This is a genomic window from Flavobacterium sp. WC2430 (assembly GCF_040822075.1).
In the GTDB taxonomy this organism is placed as follows: Bacteria; Bacteroidota; Bacteroidia; order Flavobacteriales; family Flavobacteriaceae; genus Flavobacterium.
In genome coordinates, this window is record NZ_CP162007.1 from 2,591,460 (window position 1) to 2,610,759 (window position 19,300).

Consider the following 19,300-nt stretch of genomic DNA (forward strand, 5'->3'; position numbering starts at 1 on the left):
TTTTTTTAAAACCATATCCGTTTTCTTAGCGTAAATGCTTTTATATAACTTAATAAATAGATTTATGAAAACTAGAAAATTTTTATCAGTAGCATTATTTGCATTAGTATTTGGAGCAACATCTTTCGCTCAAAAAACAGTTATGGTTGGTGGAGCAGTTATGTATCCTTCGAAAAATATTATCGAAAATGCAGTTAATTCTAAAGACCATACTACATTAGTTGCCGCAGTAAAAGCAGCAGATCTTGTTGAAACGCTACAAGGAAAAGGACCGTTTACTGTTTTTGCACCAACAAACGAAGCATTTGCTAAATTGCCAATGGGTACTGTAGAAACGCTATTGAAACCAGAGAATAAAAAAATGTTGCAAACGATACTTACGTATCATGTAGTTGCAGGAAAAATGAATTCTTCAGATATTGCTATGGAGATTAAGAAAGGTCACGGTAAAGCCATGTTGAAAACCGTAAGTGGTGGTACATTGACTGCTTGGATGAAAGGTAAAAAATTATACATCACTGATGAAAAAGGAGGTATGTCTCAAGTTACAATTGCTGATGTTAATCAATCAAATGGTGTAATTCACGTTGTAGATGCGGTTTTATTGCCTAAGAACTAATTGATCTTAAAAGGTTGGTTTTTTAATTGAAAAGTCTTGATTTAGTCAAGACTTTTTCAATTAAAAAAAATCCCAATTCTATTTTTAGAATTGGGATTTTTATTTTGTAAAAGTTTAACTTATCTTAAGATTGCTCCAAGTTCAGATTCAAAATTATGTTGCAGTTTGCCCATGATTTTATCAATTTGTGCATCAGTCAATGTTTTTGTACTATCTTGAATGATAAAGCTTAAAGCATAGGATTTTTTACCTTCTGGAAGATTTTGCCCTTCGTAAACATCAAATAAATTAATGTCTTTCAAAAGTGTTTTTTCTGTTTTTCGAGCAATAGCATAAATGTTATCATAAGTAACACTTTGATCAATTAGTAAAGCTAAGTCTCTTCGAACTTCAGGATATTTTGGAATTTCAACAAATTTGATTTTACTTGAAATCATTTTTATAATTACATCCCAATTAAAATCAGCATAAAACACTTCCTGTTTAATGCCAAAATGTTTCAGTATTGATTTTTTAACTACTCCAAATTCAACCAAAGCATTGTGTCCAGTTCCTATTGCTATTCCTTCTGAGAATACATCTGATGTTACTGGGCTATTTTGTGTCTTTTGTATTCCAAATCGGGCAAGAATTGCATCTACGTATCCTTTGAATAGAAAGAAATCAGATGGTTTTTGAGCACTTGTCCAGCTTTCTTGATTTCTGTTTCCTGTAAGAAATAAAGTTAAATGCTTGTGTTCTTCAAATCCAGAAAGGAATTTATGGTATGTTTTTCCAAATTCAAAAAGTTTTAAATCACTGTTTTTACGATTGATATTGTATGATAAAGCTTCTAATCCAGAAAACAATAATGATTGTCTTAAAGTAGCTAAATCATTACTCAATGGATTCAACATAGTCACATTGTATTCTTCTTTCAGCATTTCTGAAAGTTGAACATAAGAGGCTGTAGTCAATGAATTGGCCATCATTTCATTAAATCCTTGTGAATTTAATTGTGTGGCAATTATATTTTGTAATTTATAATCTTCATTTCGTGGTGAATTAGAAACAGTGGCATTGAATTTTTTTGAAAAGCTAATGTTATTGTATCCATACACTCTAAGAATTTCTTCAATAACGTCAATTTCTCTTTGTACATCTACACGGTAAGAAGGAATTGTTAATCCTAATCCTGCCTCTGAAACGCTATTTACTTTTATTTCTAGAGAAACTAAAATTTGTTTAATTGTATCTTTTGGAATTTCTTGACCAATAATTTTTGCCACATTAGCAAAATTTAGAAATACTGAAAAATCTTCAATTTTCTTTTGATATACGTCGCTCACATCCGATGTGATTTCTCCACCTGCCATTTCTTGAATTAAAATAGCAGCGCGTTTTAAGGCATATGCCGTAATGGTTGGGTCGATTCCTCTTTCAAATCTAAAAGAAGCATCGGTATTCAATTGATGTCTTTTGGCTGTTTTTCGAATACTAACAGGATTGAAATAAGCACTTTCTAAGAAAATAGAAGTAGTATGTTCAGATACTCCTGAATTTTTCCCTCCAAAAACTCCTGCAATACACAAAGGTCCTTTTTCGTCACAAATCATTAAATCTTCCTCATGTAACGTTCTTTCTACATCATCAAGAGTTGTAAATTTGGTTCCTGCAGGTACTGTTTTTACAATAATTTTCCCGTTTATTTTTGATGCATCAAAAGCGTGAAGCGGTTGTCCTAATTCATGTAAAACATAATTAGTAACATCGACAATATTATTTTTTGGATTGATTCCAATCGCTTTTAAACGATCTTGCAACCAACTAGGTGATGGTTTTACTGTAATTCCAGAAATAGTCACACCACAATACCTAGGAGCTAATGTTGTCTCTTCAATAATAGTATCTATTTTTAAGGTTCTCATGTCCACTCTAAAATTACTAACAGAAGGTGTAATCAATTCAACATTTACACCACTTTGTAATAATCCAGCTCTTAAATCTCTGGCCGTACCTAAATGACTCATCGCATCCGCACGATTGGGTGTTAATCCAATTTCGAATACTTCATCATTTTCTATTTTAAAAACTTCAGATGCTTTTGTTCCAGGAACTAAAGACGCATCAAGAATCATGATTCCATCATGGCTTGTTCCAAGACCTAATTCATCTTCGGCACATATCATTCCATGACTTTCTTGTCCGCGTATCTTCCCTTTTTTAATAGTAAAAGCAGCTCCTTCTTTGTCATATAAAACGGCTCCTATAGTTGCAACGGGTACTTTTTGCCCAGCATCTACATTAGTAGCTCCACATACTATTTGTATAGGTGTGCCAGTTCCAAGATCAACTGTTGTTAATTTTAGTCTGTCAGCATCAGGATGGGGAACACAAGTAAGTACATGCCCTACTACAATACCTTCTAAACCTCCTTTTACGGATTGGTATTTTTCAACTACTTCTACTTCTAAACCTAGATCAGTAAGTAAAGCTGCTGTTTCTTCGGAATTCCAATCTGTTTTAAGGAACTGTTTTAACCAGTTGTAAGATATTTTCATCTGTCATTTTTAATAAGGTTACAAATATAAGGATTGCAGTTTGTAGTAAGAAACAATTTTTTTGGTTTTTTGGCACATTATTTTAATGTCTATAATGACTTTAAAATAGAAATAGTGTAATTTTAATCTGAATTATTTACGAATAAATTATTAATATTATGTTAAATAAACGAATATGTAAATTTTATGCTATTAACTGAATGAATAATGCTACATAAATAGAAATGGTAAAGGTAAATTTGATAAAATTAAAAATCGAGATAGTATGAGCAACATAGCAAAAAGACCTGAATTTAAGGCAACGTATGATAATTATATAGGTGGAAAATTTGTAGCACCAATCGGAGGTCAATATTTTGACGTGGTTTCTCCTATTGATGGAAAAGTATTTACAAGAGCAGCACATTCTACCAAAGCAGATTTGGATGTAGCAGTGGATGCAGCACATGAAGCGTTTCAAACTTGGGGTAAAACCTCTGTGACGGAACGTAGTAATTTATTAAATAAAATTGCACAAGTAATCGAAGATAACTTAGAATATATTGCTACAGTAGAAACGGTTGACAACGGTAAAGCGATTCGCGAAACATTAGCTGCCGATATTCCTTTGGCAATTGACCATTTCAGGTATTTTGCAGGAGTAATTAGAGCTGAGGAAAGTTCGATTGCCGAACTGGATTCACAAACAGTTTCAATTGCATTAAGTGAGCCATTAGGAGTTATAGCACAAATTATACCATGGAACTTTCCAATACTAATGGCCGTTTGGAAATTAGCACCAGCATTGGCTGCTGGAAATACAGTAGTTTTAAAACCTGCAGAAAGTACACCAATTTCAATACTTGTATTAATGGAATTGATAGGGGATATATTACCTCCAGGAGTGATTAATATAGTAAATGGTTTTGGTGCTGAGCTAGGTAGAGCCTTGGTAACTAATAAAAAAGTATCTAAAGCTGCTTTTACAGGATCTACAACGACAGGACGTTTAGTAATGCAATACGCTACTGAAAATATAATTCCAGTAACGCTGGAACTAGGAGGGAAGTCTCCTAATATTTTTATGAAATCAGTAGGTGATGCCGATGATGATTTCTTTGACAAAGCGGTTGAAGGTGCAGTAATGTTTGCTTTAAATCAAGGAGAAATTTGTACTTGTCCTTCTCGATTATTAGTGCATGAAGATATTTATGAAAAATTCATAGCTAGAGTAATTGAAAGAACGGCAGCAATCAAAGTTGGTAATCCACTAGATAGAACGACTATGATGGGAGCACAAGCTTCATTAGTTCAAAAAGAAAAAATCATGTCTTATATAAAACTAGGTAAAGAAGAAGGTGCCGAGTTATTAATAGGTGGGGATGCCAATCATTTTGGAGGTGACCTAGAGGGTGGATATTACATTCAGCCAACACTTTTTAAAGGAAATAATAAAATGAGGATTTTTCAAGAAGAAATTTTCGGACCAGTATTAGCCGTTACTACTTTCAAAACAACTGAGGAAGCTATCGCTATTGCAAATGATACTATGTATGGATTAGGTGCAGGAGTTTGGACACGTGATGCACATGAAATTTATCAAGTACCAAGAGCTATTCAAGCGGGTCGTGTTTGGATCAATCAATATCATTCTTATCCAGCAGGAGCTCCTTTTGGAGGATACAAACAATCAGGTATTGGACGTGAAAACCATAAAATGATGTTAGGTCATTACCGTCAAACAAAAAATATGCTGATTTCTTACGATAAAAAGAAATTAGGTTTCTTTTAGTAGATTGAGATTATTGTTAATGATAAACCTGACAGATTGTATGATTTGTCAGGTTTTATTTTAAATATAGAAAAATGATAAAAAGAATTGATGCCACAGAAAACGCGATAGAATTAATCAAAATACTCAAAGAAAAACATGGTGATTTAATGTTTTATCAAGCAGGTGGCTGTTGTGAAGGAACGCAACCACAGTGTTTTGAAAAAGGAGGTTTTTATCAAAGAATGGGCGATGTATGTATTGGAACCATTGAAGAAACCGAATTCTGGGTAGATAAAGATTTATTTGAATACTGGAAACATGCGCATTTTACTTTAAAAGTAATTGATGCATTCGGAGTAGGTGGATTTTCACTAGAAACACCTTTGAAGAAAACCTTTCAAATTGAATATCGGATTTTTACTCCTGAGGAAGAACTCACTTTAGAACCTGTAAAATTTATTGAATAAATTAATTCACGTACAATAACTGATATTGTTTTGGTGTAATTCCTTCGTGTTTTTTAAACAATCTAATGAAGTAATTGCTGTCTTCAAAACCCGATAAATGGCAAACTTCATTAATTTGTATGCTTGGGTTTTTTAGTAATTTCTTAGCACAGCGTATTTTTTCATTGATAACAAATTCAATCGGACTCATTCCTAACTCTTTTTTAAAGAAACGATAGAATGAAGTGGTACTCATACATGCTTTTTCGCTTAAATTTTTAAGACTGATGTTCTCTCTTAAATTCAATCGGATGTAGTCGATTACAGCTGTTATCGGAGAGTTTGGATCAGCATATAAACCATCATCAATGGATTTTGCCGTTTGCGTTTGAATAATTCGAATCAACAATTCTTGTAAAGTCAAGTCGGCCAAAACATCTTTCGTTACCGATGTACTCATGCATTCCTTGATTAATTTATTGATGGTTGTCGCCAGTTCTACGTTATTATAGAAATAGTAATTTTGATAATTCAAATGCCAAAACTGCTTGTTTCCCTCCTTAGGATAGCGCTCATTCAAAAAATCCAAAGTATCTGTAATTTTTTGCTGATCAATTGCTAGTGCTAAACATTGTGTAGGATTATGTATTGAAGCCTCAGGAAAATCAATTTTCATTTCTACATTCGAAGGAATCATTACCGTTTCTCCAGGTAAATATTCAAAACCTGGATCGTCAAAAAGATGCATTACTTTTTTACCTCTCAACATACTCGTTACCACTAAATCATTAAATTTCAAAGGAACCAATTCGGATGCTTTATACGTCTCAAAAAGATTCAATTCACAATGATTTAAATTGTAAACCGTTCTGTTCTCTACTAAGGTTTTCAGTGATTTTTCATTCGATAAATGCGGAGGAGTAATGTAGGTACGATTCATTGTTAGCGTTTGTAATCAGGATTTATAAACTTACTGAAAATAAATGTATTAACGAAATGCTTTTTTGTTAAAAAGAATATAATTATGATTTAATGAATACAATAATAATAACCTTTAATCCTAGTGTTTTTTGGAGCAGAACGAATCAACATTTAAGAACGGCAATTCCTGCTGTACGCTATATTCCCGATTACAAAAACTACGGCTAAAAAGCCTTGTTTTTCTATATCGGGAGATGCCGCTACCATCAGGGCTATAGGAGAACGCATCTTTTTCAATAGAACTATAAAAAAGACGCCACTAATTATTTTAAGTAATTGTGTTTTCTACAATCTCGTCTTCCCACAGAGAGCGAAATGGTATAAAATAATTAATTTAATAACTATATATACTTTATTTACAAGTTTTTAAGTGACTTTACTTAACTAATTTGTAAATGTATTAATTGATAAAAAAAGGGAGGCTATAAAGCCTCCCAAAATATCTAAATTGTTTTAACAAAATCCAAAAATACTTTTTTGTGCAATTCCAAATCCATATTTGGAGAAAGGGAGGCACGAACAATATAATCTTTGTCTCCTTCTTTAGTCGTTCCTTGAGTAGAAGTTGCAGGTATCGTCCAGTAACAGCCTTTTAACTGTCCATAACTCACGCAAAACTTACTTTCATTAGGAATTTCAGTAATCATTAAGTTAATAAGTTTAAGATTCAAGGCTCTTTTATTCGCTTCCCTTTCTTCATCCGTATTCCCTTTAGTAGGAAGGTCTAATGAAAAAACAGAAGGTGTAAATCCTTGTTGTGCTAATTCTTCTGAAACAAAATTGATTTTCGCAGCTGGTAATACTTCATGGATAAAGTTTACAAATTCACGGGTATTGGTGTAAGCATCGGTAATCCTTTGATTCATCGAAGGTAATTGTTTTGCTAATATTTCATATTGTAATGCTGTAGCTTCGTTATCGCAAAGTAATAAGTGCTTTTCTATTTTCTCCATCAAAGCTTCTGTTTTTTTATTGCCTACACAGTAGCCAGCAGTACATTGCCCGCCACTTGGAAATTTTGATCCACTTGCAAATGAAATAGTTCTAACCGCTGATAGTACTTTGCCTTCACCCAAAAAGTGAACGTTAGGGCAAAAAGTTTGATCTAAAATAAAAACAGGATCGATCGCCATTGCACCATTAGCAGTGGTACGTGCTTTACTTAAAATAGTTTTTAACTGCATTAAATCTGGTACTTCTACTCTTGGGTTTGTTGGAATTTCAGCAATGATATAAGGTACAGCATCCTCGCTAGCCATTTTAGCTAAAACAGTATCAATGCTTTGAACCATATCGTTACCACCATCAACAGCTAAATCCACAATTTCTACATTAGCAACACTTGCAGCAACGCGTCTAGCTTGGTCATTGGTTCCACCATAACAATTGGGAGGAACGATAATTCTAATCGCTTTTCCTTTGTGTTTTTCTAGCGCATCGTCAATAAGCCCCATCAAAATCGCATATTGAATTGATAGTCCACTAGAAGCAACTAATGGTTTAGTAGATGTACCAGTAATTTCTCTAATTAAATGTAAGACTAATGGTTTATTTGTCTCGACATTACTTTTTGTAGTATCTAAAGCGGATTTATCTACTAGCAATTGTAAAGCAGTAAGACAATTGGCAGGTGTCATGGCGATGGTCTCTCTGCGTCTTACATGCTGAATGTCTGAAATATAAGGTTCATTTCCCTTGTTCACAACTAATATACTTCCAAGGTCAACATAAAGATTGATATAAAAATCAATATTTGGATTGAGATCAATAGCATTCATTTCATCGTGTTCTGAAACGAAAATAGTACTTCCTTCAAAGACTGGAATCGTCTCGGAGTTTTCAACATGTTTTAAATCAAATTGATATCCATAAACGTGTTTTAGAACTTCCGCATCAAAAAAAGCGGGTAATTTCCCAGTATAAAGAATTTGAGTGTTTTTATGGTCTAATGCATTTTTTCTTAGAATGGCCAAAACAGGAACTGTCTTTGATGAAAAACTAATTATATTTTCTGATTTTAGCTGTTGCAACTTACCCATTGCCCATTCTAGAACACAAGATAAGGGGTGACCTAACCGAATATAGTCGTAAGCAGTAGGTAATTCATTTAGTGCTGCTGATGTTGCATTATTGTTATTAAATAAGGTTTCAAATTGGTCTAAAAATTGAGTTTTAGCCAATTTTTCATCATAAATATCTAGTCGATGGGTTGTGATATTCAACCAGCCAGCAGGTTTGTTTTTTAAAACTTCTTTTATATAATTAAGCATTTTATTGACTTCCATAATTTCATTTTTGAATAGAGTAGCAAGGTACATGAATTCCATTTATTCTAAAAATGTAACAAGATGTTTTTATAGCGGTTTGTCTAAAGTCTCCTCAACTTTAGATGTATTTAAAATGCGTTTATTTGTTCAAATCAATTAAAGTGGAGCTGTGGACTATTTTTTGTGTAAAGGAAGTATAATATTGAAAAGCTATACATCTTATAAAATCGAAATTAAATCTAAGGGATGATCTAAAACTTTTTTGGCACCATTGGATAGCAATTCTTCTTTTGGTCTATAGCCCCAAGATACACCTACGGCATACATATTAGCATTAGTAGCTGTTTGCATATCTATTCCTGAATCGCCTACAAAAATAATTTCTTCGGGTTTCAGTTCTAAATTTTGGCTTATTGCTGTAGCTTTAAATGCATTGGGTTTTTTAAGAGGCTCCGTTGTTAAACCTATAACTGGATTAAAATAATTAGGAAATAGGGCGGTAGTGATTTCTTGAGTCAAATCCTCAGCTTTATTTGAAAAAATGCTCAGTTTCATTCCACGCTCAATCAGTTGATCCAGTAATTCAAAAACACCATCATACTGTTTTGTTTTACGCGTACAAATAGTACGATATTCCTTTACCATCAATTGGTAACAACAATCAATTTGGTTCTCATCCTTATGGTTCTCGGGCAAGGCTTTACTAACCAAATTGCGGAGACCACTACCTATAAAATATTGATAATCGTCATAACTATGAGTAGCGAAGTCTAGGCTTTGTAGCACATTATTCATCGCATCAGCAATGTCTTCAAGTGAATTAACTAATGTTCCATCTAAATCAAAAATTACTCCTTTAAATCTCATTTGTTATTGTTTTATTTAATCGAAAGGACATGCATTTCAATTATATTTGGAAATGTCCCAAAGATAGGAATATTGTTATTTTTAGTCCTGCCTTTTTTAATATTATTGTTGCTTTTAAGTAGCATGGCATTGGAATAATTTATACAAACTACCACCAAACAATAAAAAAAGACAAATGGTCTTCCTTATATTTTTGCCAGCACAATACCGATTGTTTTTCCTTTAGGCTTGTATTCATTTGATTTTCGATGCTTTTATAATCATTCCAAATTTCATTTTCAGAAGGACTTATTCCCCATTCCCTTTTTGATGGTAAATAATATTGTTTTTCTGGATTGTCAATGCTATTGAAAGTCTCTAAATTGAAGTAATATCCTTTAACTGCTTTCTGATAGACGGGGGGTAGTTTTGTGTTAAATTCATAAGGAATAAACAAACTCACTAGCAAGCATAAAGCTTGTGAAATAGTGTTTATGTCAATGGTGCTAAATTTTGATTTTGCACAGCTATGGTATAATAGAGGGAATTGTTTACTTTTTAATTTATCTAATTTTTGGTGTAAAGAATCGTTTCTATTGGGACCAATCCAGTTGTTTATGAATTCCGAAGAAATACTTGGATCAAGCAAATAAAATTTATAAGCTAATTCCATGTGAATTAACTTCTTATCTATGCTGTTCTCTACTATAAAATCAATTTCGCCTATGGTTTTTTGATCTTCAATTATTTGAGAATTTTCATATAATACCTTATAGTTTGTAGACAATTTTATTAATTCAGAAACAATTTTTTCGGCTAAATGGCCCAATCTCACATTGGTTGGTAATTGGAAATCTTGGTCGTTTTGAAGGATTAATTCTGATAAATAAAAAGTAGGCATACCAGTAACCGTACTGTCTAAACAATCTGCTTTTAGAATTGAAGCTATCCTAGATTTAGTTTTCATTAAAATGCATTCAAGTTTTTTATACTACAATGAGTCTTCCGCTAAAATATTGAGCAGCTTAATTGTTAACTATCTTTTTTCTTTAAAATTCTACCTCTAGGCTCATCACCTTCATGGAGGACTATTTCAGAATGCAGGAACTCTGCAGCCGAGGCTGAATCTTTGACTTTGATGGAAGAACGTTCCAGCATTTCGAACTCGAATTCTTTTAATACACTTTCTCTCAATCCTACTTTTCTCCATTGAGAAAAAGGTTGACATCCACTATAGATTCTCTTAGCTAAAGAAAGCGCATCCAGTAGTGCTTGATTTGCTCCTTGTCCTTTGAATGGACTCATTGGGTGTGCTGCATCGCCTATCAAAGTTACATTTCCTGCTTTTTCTAATAATACTGTTTCTAGTAATTTTCGGTCGTACACGGGATAGCCAGAAACATGACTTTCTGGAGTCGCCGCTAAAATCTGTGGAATAGGATCGTGCCATTGCGTCCTGCGACAGGCTTCTTCCTTCAGTGCTCGTGGTCCTTGAGAACTTAATTCCTTCGCCTCTTTTTCTGACATGGGGAAACTCAATTGCCACATTACCGAGTCTGTTTTATAAGGCATCATGTAAATTCGTTCATGGCCATTGGCAGTTTGAAATACGGTGGCCGAGTCCAGCAAAGAACTATTTAGTCCTTCAAGATCCGCCAAAGGACAAATACCCAAAATCACAATACAATCTAGATAACGCAAGGGAGTACTGTTTTCACCAATCAGCAACTTCCTAACGGAACTACGAATACCATCGGCACCAACCACAAGATCTGCCGTTGCCTTTTTCTTCTCTCCATTTACCTCAAAGGTGAGATGAACACCACTCTCTTTTGATTCTTTAATATGGACCAACTGATGTCCCCATTGTACCGAATCATTTCCGCCAAGTTGCTCCAAGAGCGCTAAGCGCAAAGACTGTCTTGCGATGTGTACGTTGGTCCGTTTTGAAGATGTTTTCTCATCATTCTGCATCCGCTTTCTAATTCCCCACTCTCCAATCACTTTTCCTTCTGGAGTATGAACGAGATGTCGTGTTGAAAGTACCCCTTCTTTTAATGAGAAAATCCCCAATCCTTCGATCGCTTTGCTAGCTTGCTGCAATGTAAGTCCATATCCCTGAGATCGAGCATCAAAGTTAGTATCGCGTTCATAAAGGGTAAAAGGGATTCCGCGGTGCAAGCATGCCACCGCTAGAGCAACTCCACCTATACCACCACCAATAATAGCAACGTGTGGAAAGTTTTCTTTATCAACAATAGGAGGGCTGTCAGAAGCAATCAAGCCAGACCCATTGCAGTTCATGCAGGTATATAAGTGCCCTTTTGGAGGAATAGGTGCTACTCCTTCACCATTTGTTTTTTCAAATAGATCAATTGCCATCTGGTAGCGGTCTCGCAATTTCTTAGATAGTCCCCGACTTTTTTTGCCGCGACCTCTACAATCGGGACACATAGTCCAGCTTGTTGCTGTATTTTCTACCTTTTTCAATTTCTCTTTATTTCACTTGATTTTAACCCAAATGGGTATTTATTTTCAACTACTTTCTCCAGCCTCTAGCCAATTTAGAACTTATGAAAACGAGTGTTTTCAGTGGTACGAAAATACGATTAAAAACGATATTTCCAATAAGTATGTTACTGGATAGGGACTGCTGTTACCTTTTTATAAATCTATATGACGATTATCTAGTTGCAAGGTTTTAGTACTTAGGCAGGAGAATTTTATACACTTTGTCACTGCGAGGAACGAAGCAATCTCATCTAGTATTTCCGTTGCAATAGTTTTTTAGTTTTTTGTCGATGTTTTAGTGAGATAGCTTCGTTCCTCGCTATGACTTTAAGTCTGGTATAATATTGGTTTCTCACTATATTTCTACAATATTTTCATTCCGAAGAATTAGGAATCTCATCCAGTATTTCCATTGCGATATTTTTTTAGTTTTATTGTCGATGTTTTAGTGAGATAGCTTCGTTCCTCGCTATGACTTTGATTAAGGGAAACCGTAAACGTCATTATTTAGTATAGGTTTAATAGCCCCGGTAGTAGTGAAAGGCTTTGCAGGGAGAAAACCACTTTTTTCTGGTTGGGGCAGAGCGACCAAAGGAAGCTCCTGCAACAGCCTAGAAAAAGGGTTTTATTACAAAAAGACTGCAACGAATGACGGGATAAGCTCCTAAAAAAAACTAAAATGTATTTAATTTACAGCAATTCCTCTACGTGGCGCTTGATGTTTTCGGCAATTTTTTTGGTAGGTAAATCATTGTCGTCATGGCCAAAAGGATCTTCGATTTCTTCGGCAATTAACTCTAAGCTTGCCAAAACGTAGAATATGAAAACTACTACAGGAATCACATAATACCCCAAATTAAATACGTACCCAAATGGTAAGGTCATCACGTAAAAGAAAATGAATTTCTTGATAAAAGCACTGTAAGAATAAGGGATAGGCGTATTCTTGATTCTTTCGCAAGCGCCACAAATATCAGTCAAAGACTGGATCTCGTGGTTCAAAATAATGAGTTGGTCACCCGTTATTTTCTTAGAATTATAAAGGTCATTGATCTTGTGAAATAAAATTTTGGCGACTTGATTGGGTCTGTGTTTGTGGTGCTCGATGATGATATCTTCAAAAAGTTGCTTGCTGGTTTCTTCGTCTTTTAAATGTTTGTTGAGGATAGAAGCATAGCTAGGAATTAGCTTTCTGAAAAAAGCACGATCTGATTCTTCCTGTAAAATAACGGACAGTTTTATAGCTAGATTTCGAGAGTTATTCACCAAACTTCCCCATATTTTACGTCCTTCCCACCAGCGATCGTAAGCGGTATTAGTCCTGAAAACGAGCAATAATGAAATCACAAATCCCAGCATGCCATGCATGATAGAAATGTTCTTGACATGACTGTTTTCTGGCAATTCCCAATATTCGATTTCAAGATAGGCAATCCCAGCTGAATAGGTACCTATGAAAATCATCATGGGAATCAGCTGCCGAAAAGTGTCGGCTTTGTGAAAACGAAAAATAAACGTAATCCAGTCTTTTGGGTTGTATGAAATCATATGGAGTGCAATATTTCCACAAATCTAATTTAAAATTGGATAGCTCCCGCTAATTCTTTCAACGCAATTTCGGATAATTTTGCCTGAAACTGGGCATCGCTATAACGCACTTTAGCATTGACATAATTCAATTGCGCCGTTCTAAATTCGAGTGTGGTAATAGTACCAATATGGAATTTATCTAAGGTTATATCTAAATTTTGTTTGGCAATCGTTTCATTTGTCTCTTCCAAATCAATCAATTCTAAATTGGTTAAATAGGTTTGGTAGGAAGTAGCCAATTGCGTGTTTAAGGCTTGATTTTGTTGCTCTATTTGCAGGGTTGAATTTTCAATTTCAATGTTGGCAATGGTCTCATTTCTTTTTTGTGCAAAGCCATCAAACAAGTTCAAAGAAGCACTAAAACCATAATTTAATCCACGTGCCGATGATTGCGTAGTAAAACCAAGACTGGAATGACTTTCGGCAAAATTATAACCTGTATTTACTTTTACAGTAGGGTAGCGCCCTGATTTTACTTGTTTTAATTCAAGTTCAGCTACTTTTTTACTGATGACCAAAGCTTCTATTTGTGGGTTTTGCTTTTCGGCTAATGCCTTTAATTCGGCAAATTCCAGTTTGCGTTCCATCGTAAAATCAGAAACGACTTTAAAATCAATTTGGGTATCTCTAGCCAAAAGCTGATTGAGTGCGATCTTAGAATTTTTATATAATTCTTGTTGTCTTAGCAAAGTCACTTTATCCGTATTAATGTCTACCTGCGCATTTAAAACCTCCAGTTTAGATGCTTTACCAATAGTAAACCGATTTTTGGCCAGATTCACTCTTTGATTCGAAATAACAATAGTAGTGTCTAAAGCTGCCAATTGTTGCTGTTGCTGTACCAAATTGTAATAAGCGGTTTGCACATCGCTTATTTTTGTAATAATGGTGAGTTTCAACTGGGTTTCACCTAGTTTTTGTAATTCTTGCAATTGATCTTTTCTAGCAAACATTTTAAAGCCATCAAAAATAGTCCAATCCAGACCCACGCCATAATTTAAACTGTTACTTTTGGCATTATTCAAACTGGTTGAAGTACCATCAGTACGGGTTTGTGACAAATTTTGCAGGTTGTTGTTTTGCGTTATAGAGGCAGTGGCTTTGGGTAACATTCCCGCATTTCCTACTGTCACATTCGTTTGATCTATTTTTAAATCGTTTTTGGCAATCTTAATTTCGTAATTGTTTTCTAAGGCTATTTTTACAGCATCCTCTAATGATAATACTTCCTGTGCATTTCCTTTAATGAAACAGAAGAACAGCAATAGTACACTTTTGAATATTATTTTCATGTTCGTCTTTTTATTTACTTTCGTTTTCATATTCCTCAATGTGTTCAAATTCTGGGTAATGCTTGCGGGCTTTAGACCACATAAAATAAAGTGCTGGAATTACAAATAAGGTTAATACCAATGAGAAAATAGTTCCTCCTACAATTACAACTCCCATTCCAATTCTACTTGTCGAAGCGGCACCAAGCGACATAGCGATTGGTAAAGCTCCCAAGGAAATCGCTAAACTTGTCATTAAAATAGGTCTCAATCGTGCCTCCGAAGCTTCTAGAATGGCTTGTAGTTTTGGTTTGCCTTGTTCCCGAAGCTGATTCGCAAATTCGACAATTAAGATTCCGTTTTTGGTAACTAAACCAATCAGCATTACAGTTCCAATTTGACTAAAAATATTCCAAGTTTGGTCAAATAACCATAAGGAAAATAAGGCTCCTGCAACGGCCATAGGAACGGTAAGAATAATTATAAACGGATCAATGAAACTTTCAAATTGTGCCGCCAAGATTAAAAATATTAATAGCAAAGCCAATCCAAAAGCAAAAGAAGTATTCGAACTACTCTCTACAAAATCCCTAGATTCTCCACCTAAATCGGTAGTAAAAGTATCGTCAAGTACTTTGGCTCTAATTTGTTCCATCGCTTCAATTCCATCATTGATACTTTTGCCTGGAGCGAGAGCTGCAGAAACAGTAGCCGACATGAATCGATTGTTATGATACAACTGTGGCGGTTTACTTTGTTCCTCAATACTCACTATATTATCCATTTGAATTAAATCCCCTTTGTTGTTTTTAACATACATTGAAGTTAAATCCAATGGTTTCGAACGGTCTTTTTGGTCAAATTGTCCAATAACTTGGTATTGTTTTCCTTTTTTCATAAAATAACCAAAACGTTGTCCGCTTAAGGATAATTGCAAAGTTTGTGCAATATCAATTACTGAAATACCTAAACTCTCCGCTTTTTCACGGTCAATAGTTACGTTGATTTCGGGTTTGTTGAATTTCAAATTCACATCGGTCATGGCAAAAGTAGGATTGTTGGCCGCTTCCTCCATAAATAATGGAATTTTCTCTTCTAACTTAGCAAAACTTTGGGTTTGAATGATGTATTGAATAGGCAAACCACCACGTCTATTTACGGCGATGGTAGGCTGTTGTGTCACTGATGTTTTGGCATCTGGATATTGTTTGGTCCATTTGGTTAATTTTTCGGCAATTTCATCTTGGGATAGTTCTCTTTCACTTGGTTCTTTTAAGGAAAGACGCATAAAACCACTATTCACTGAGGAAGATCCAAAACCAGGGGAAGTCACGACCAAACTTACTTTTTTCTCTGGAATAGAGTCATCTACCAATTGGGCGATTTCTTGCATGAATCGGTCCGTATATTCATAACTCGCACCTTCAGGAGCAGTCATTCTTAGAATTAAAGAACTACGGTCATCATAAGGTGCAGTTTCTTTTTGGATCAAATTATAAAAAACAAAAATCAAAGCAAAGCAAGCAAATAAGATGGGGAAACTCCACCATTTTTTAGCCATAAAACGACTTAGCGCATCGGCATAATTAGTATTTAATTTTTGGAAATACGGTTCGGTTAAAACGTAGAATTTCGATTTTTTTTGTTCGCCACCTTTCATTAAATAGGCATTCAACATAGGTGTTAATGTCAAGGAAACAAAGGCCGAAATTAATACCGCAGCACCAATGACGACGCCAAACTCTCGAAAGAGTCGGCCCACAAATCCTTCCAAAAAGATTACTGGTAAGAATACCGCAGCCAAGGTGATAGAAATAGAGATTACTGCAAAAAAGATTTCGTTAGACCCTTTAATAGCTGCCTCGATAGGCGTCATACCTTCTTCTACTTTTTTGAAAATATTTTCGGTGACAACAATTCCGTCATCAACTACCAATCCTGTTGCTAAAACAATGGCCAATAAAGTCAAAACATTGATTGAAAAACCAAACAACCACATGATGAAAAAGGTTGCAATCAACGAAACTGGGATGTCAATTAAGGGTCTAAAAGCAATAGCCCAATCTCTAAAAAATAAGTAGATAATTAAAATCACCAAAAGAATAGAAATCCCTAAGGTTTCGGCCACTTCTAGTACTGATTTCTTTACGAAAATGGTATTGTCAAGTGCAATGTTTAATTTGATATCCTTTGGTAAATCTTTCTTTAAAGCTTCATATTGTTCATAAAAAGATTTCGAAATATCTAGATAATTTGCGCCTGGACGAGGAACAATCGCAAGACCAATCAATGGTAAACCTGACTGACTTAATTTGGTTTCGATATTTTCAGGACCTAATTCAGCTCTTCCCACATCACTTAAACGGACAATTTTATCACCATTCGTTCGGATGATGATGTTATTGAATTCTTCGGCTGTTGCTAAGTTTCCAACCGTTTTTACGGTCAACTCCGTATTATCACCCGTTAATTTTCCTGAAGGCAATTCGACATTTTGTGCATTCAATGCGGTGCGCACTTCGGCTACTGTCAATCCGTAGGAAGCTAGTTTTACAGGATCAATCCAAAGTCGCATGGCGTACCGCTTTTGACCCCAAATTTGAACACCACTTACCCCAGGAATGGTTTCTAAACGTTGTGAAATTACATTTTCCGCATAATCACTTAATTCTAGTGGACTACGAGTGTCACTTTGTACGGTCATCGAAATAATTGCATCACTATTGGCATCAGCCTTAGAAACTACAGGTGGCGCATCAATATCTTGTGGTAAGCTTCGAATGGCTTGAGATACTTTGTCACGAACATCATTGGCGGCTTCTTCTAAGTCTTTATCCAAATTAAATTCTACCGTGATATTGCTACTTCCTTGTGCACTGGAAGAAGTGATATTTCTAATTCCGTCAATCGAGTTGATTGCTTTTTCAAGTGGTTCCGTAATTTGTGACTCTATAATATCACTATTAGCACCAGTATAATTGGTACGAATAGAAACTTGAGCGGGATCTATAGAAGGAAATTCTCGAACGCCAAGGTAGGTATATCCTATAATCCCAAATAATACTATTGTTAAATTCATAACAATAGTCATCACGGGTCTTTTAATACTTAGTGTAGATAAACTCATTTAGATTTTTTATTTTTTATTGCTGTTTTGAAGGCTAAGATTTCGACTTTGAATCGGATACCCTAAATCTATTTCACGGTTACTTCAACAGGAGCATCATTTTTTAATGCCATTACACCAGTTGTAATTACAGTATCACCCGCTTTTAATCCCGATAAAATTAATAGAGAAGCATCTGTTCTAGTGGCAGTTTCCACCATTATTTCTTTGGCTTTTCCCATATCAGAAATGAACACTTTTTTACCGTTTTGCACTGGAATCACCGCTTGGCTAGGAACAACAATGGCATCTTTAATGACATCTAATGGCAATTCGACATTAGCAAAAGTTCCAGGTAACAATTTCCCATCTTTATTATCTGTAATCGCACGAACTTGTAATGTTCTGGTAGCAATTTCTACAGCTGGCTCTATAGCATATACTTTGGCTGAATGCGTATCAGAAGATCCTGCCACTGTAAAATTCAGATTGGTGTTATTTTTTATTTGATTGGCATATTTTTCAGGAATCGAAAAGGTGATTTTTAATTGACCAATGTTCACGAGTTTGGCTACTAAAACTGTAGGAGTAATATAGGTTCCTTTGGAAATGGAACGCAAACCAATTCTACCTGAAAACGGAGCTCTGACTGCTGTTTTAGCAATTTGGGCTTTAATCAATTGGCTTTGCGCACGAGTGGATGCATATTCAGCTCTTGCTACATCATACTCTTCCTGGCTGATGGCTTCTTTTTGTAATAAAAGTTTAGCTCTTCGCTCGTTTTCTGAAGCTAAACTTTCTTTGGTATTGGCTTGACTCAGTTGGGCTCTTAATTCGGTATCATTAACTTTAAAAAGCAATTGTCCTTTACTGACATTACTTCCTTCTTGAAAATTTATACTTTCTACAATTCCAGATACTTCAGATCGAATCTCTACTTGCTCATTGGCTTCAATCGAACCCGAAAGGGATAAATTGTTATCAAAAGTTTGCGGTTGAACCACAATTCCAGACAAACGCATGGCTTTTGGTTTTCCTGATTTATCATTTCCTGCTTCCGATTTTTCTTTATTTTCCATAATTCGATACGTGATAAAAGCACCGAAACCAACAATTAACAAAGTGTATATAAAGTATTTTATTTTCATAGTTATTGAGTAAAGTAAGGATTAGGGTTTTATAATATTATGTTAAAAAATCAAATTTAGGGTTTCATTTCCGAATCAGCAATTTGTTAATTTTTATTTAACGTTTGTGTATACAAATATTTTTAATAAATGGAAAAAAATGAATAAATCCTCAGAAATAGTAATGGAGAGGCTCATTTTTAAAATTCAGAAAAACAATTGATATCATTCTTAAATGCTAGT

The 19,300-nt window shown here is 34.8% G+C and carries 13 protein-coding genes; 3 read left to right on the top strand and 10 right to left on the bottom strand.

Annotation, left to right across the window (positions count from 1 at the left end; translation table 11 throughout):
* The first annotated feature begins 64 nt into the window (after window positions 1–64).
* Window positions 65–619, top strand: coding sequence for a fasciclin domain-containing protein (locus AB3G36_RS11345; RefSeq protein ID WP_367752810.1), 555 nt, complete (start codon window positions 65–67; stop codon window positions 617–619).
* A 119-nt stretch (window positions 620–738) separates the two neighbouring features.
* Here AB3G36_RS11345 and pheT read toward each other — a convergent pair whose 3' ends face one another.
* The gene (pheT, locus tag AB3G36_RS11350; protein WP_367752812.1) at window positions 739–3,159 is read right to left on the bottom strand and encodes a phenylalanine--tRNA ligase subunit beta; all 2,421 of its coding nucleotides are present in this window, start codon (window positions 3,157–3,159) and stop codon (window positions 739–741) included.
* Window positions 3,160–3,424: 265 nt separating this feature from the next.
* On the opposite strand from pheT, the gene AB3G36_RS11355 reads away from it, so the two are divergent.
* Both AB3G36_RS11355 and AB3G36_RS11360 read left to right on the top strand, forming a co-directional pair.
* The gene (locus AB3G36_RS11355) at window positions 3,425–4,930 is read left to right on the top strand and encodes an aldehyde dehydrogenase family protein (RefSeq protein ID WP_367752814.1); all 1,506 of its coding nucleotides are present in this window, start codon (window positions 3,425–3,427) and stop codon (window positions 4,928–4,930) included.
* 74 nt (window positions 4,931–5,004) lie between these two features.
* Complete coding sequence (locus AB3G36_RS11360) at window positions 5,005–5,379, top strand: DUF779 domain-containing protein (protein WP_367752816.1); 375 nt, start codon at window positions 5,005–5,007, stop codon at window positions 5,377–5,379.
* A gap of 1 nt (window position 5,380) precedes the next feature.
* Here AB3G36_RS11360 and AB3G36_RS11365 read toward each other — a convergent pair whose 3' ends face one another.
* The 9 genes from AB3G36_RS11365 to AB3G36_RS11405 all read right to left on the bottom strand — a co-directional run bounded on the left by AB3G36_RS11365 (window position 5,381) and on the right by AB3G36_RS11405 (window position 19,078).
* The gene (locus tag AB3G36_RS11365) at window positions 5,381–6,298 is read right to left on the bottom strand and encodes an AraC family transcriptional regulator N-terminal domain-containing protein (protein WP_367752818.1); all 918 of its coding nucleotides are present in this window, start codon (window positions 6,296–6,298) and stop codon (window positions 5,381–5,383) included.
* A 484-nt stretch (window positions 6,299–6,782) separates the two neighbouring features.
* Entirely contained in the window at window positions 6,783–8,624 is a 1,842-nt protein-coding gene (locus tag AB3G36_RS11370; protein WP_367752820.1) for a cystathionine beta-synthase, read from the bottom strand.
* A 201-nt stretch (window positions 8,625–8,825) separates the two neighbouring features.
* Window positions 8,826–9,473, bottom strand: a complete 648-nt coding sequence (locus AB3G36_RS11375) for an HAD family hydrolase (RefSeq protein WP_367752822.1) — start codon at window positions 9,471–9,473, stop codon at window positions 8,826–8,828.
* Between the two features lie 148 nt (window positions 9,474–9,621).
* A complete protein-coding gene (locus AB3G36_RS11380; protein WP_367752824.1) occupies window positions 9,622–10,419 on the bottom strand; it encodes a DUF1853 family protein in 798 nt (265 codons plus the stop codon).
* A gap of 65 nt (window positions 10,420–10,484) precedes the next feature.
* A complete protein-coding gene (locus AB3G36_RS11385; RefSeq protein ID WP_367752826.1) occupies window positions 10,485–11,942 on the bottom strand; it encodes an FAD-dependent oxidoreductase in 1,458 nt (485 codons plus the stop codon).
* 711 nt (window positions 11,943–12,653) lie between these two features.
* Complete coding sequence (locus tag AB3G36_RS11390; protein WP_367752828.1) at window positions 12,654–13,511, bottom strand: bestrophin family protein; 858 nt, start codon at window positions 13,509–13,511, stop codon at window positions 12,654–12,656.
* 29 nt (window positions 13,512–13,540) lie between these two features.
* A complete protein-coding gene (locus AB3G36_RS11395) occupies window positions 13,541–14,845 on the bottom strand; it encodes a TolC family protein (protein WP_367752830.1) in 1,305 nt (434 codons plus the stop codon).
* A 10-nt stretch (window positions 14,846–14,855) separates the two neighbouring features.
* Window positions 14,856–17,951, bottom strand: coding sequence for an efflux RND transporter permease subunit (locus tag AB3G36_RS11400; protein ID WP_367752832.1), 3,096 nt, complete (start codon window positions 17,949–17,951; stop codon window positions 14,856–14,858).
* Between the two features lie 68 nt (window positions 17,952–18,019).
* Window positions 18,020–19,078, bottom strand: coding sequence for an efflux RND transporter periplasmic adaptor subunit (locus tag AB3G36_RS11405; RefSeq protein ID WP_367752834.1), 1,059 nt, complete (start codon window positions 19,076–19,078; stop codon window positions 18,020–18,022).
* Window positions 19,079–19,300 lie beyond the last annotated feature (222 nt).

Bases quoted from the DNA above. Each gene is read 5' to 3' on its own strand.
- pheT (WP_367752812.1), bottom strand. From the start codon at position 3,159: ATGAAAATATCTTACAACTGGTTAAAACAGTTCCTTAAAACAGATTGG.
- AB3G36_RS11355 (WP_367752814.1), top strand. From the start codon at position 3,425: ATGAGCAACATAGCAAAAAGACCTGAATTTAAGGCAACGTATGATAAT.
- AB3G36_RS11360 (WP_367752816.1), top strand. From the start codon at position 5,005: ATGATAAAAAGAATTGATGCCACAGAAAACGCGATAGAATTAATCAAA.
- AB3G36_RS11345 (WP_367752810.1), top strand. From the start codon at position 65: ATGAAAACTAGAAAATTTTTATCAGTAGCATTATTTGCATTAGTATTT.
- AB3G36_RS11380 (WP_367752824.1), bottom strand. From the start codon at position 10,419: ATGAAAACTAAATCTAGGATAGCTTCAATTCTAAAAGCAGATTGTTTA.
- AB3G36_RS11400 (WP_367752832.1), bottom strand. From the start codon at position 17,951: ATGAGTTTATCTACACTAAGTATTAAAAGACCCGTGATGACTATTGTT.
- AB3G36_RS11365 (WP_367752818.1), bottom strand. From the start codon at position 6,298: ATGAATCGTACCTACATTACTCCTCCGCATTTATCGAATGAAAAATCA.
- AB3G36_RS11390 (WP_367752828.1), bottom strand. From the start codon at position 13,511: ATGATTTCATACAACCCAAAAGACTGGATTACGTTTATTTTTCGTTTT.
- AB3G36_RS11405 (WP_367752834.1), bottom strand. From the start codon at position 19,078: ATGAAAATAAAATACTTTATATACACTTTGTTAATTGTTGGTTTCGGT.
- AB3G36_RS11375 (WP_367752822.1), bottom strand. From the start codon at position 9,473: ATGAGATTTAAAGGAGTAATTTTTGATTTAGATGGAACATTAGTTAAT.
- AB3G36_RS11395 (WP_367752830.1), bottom strand. From the start codon at position 14,845: ATGAAAATAATATTCAAAAGTGTACTATTGCTGTTCTTCTGTTTCATT.
- AB3G36_RS11370 (WP_367752820.1), bottom strand. From the start codon at position 8,624: ATGGAAGTCAATAAAATGCTTAATTATATAAAAGAAGTTTTAAAAAAC.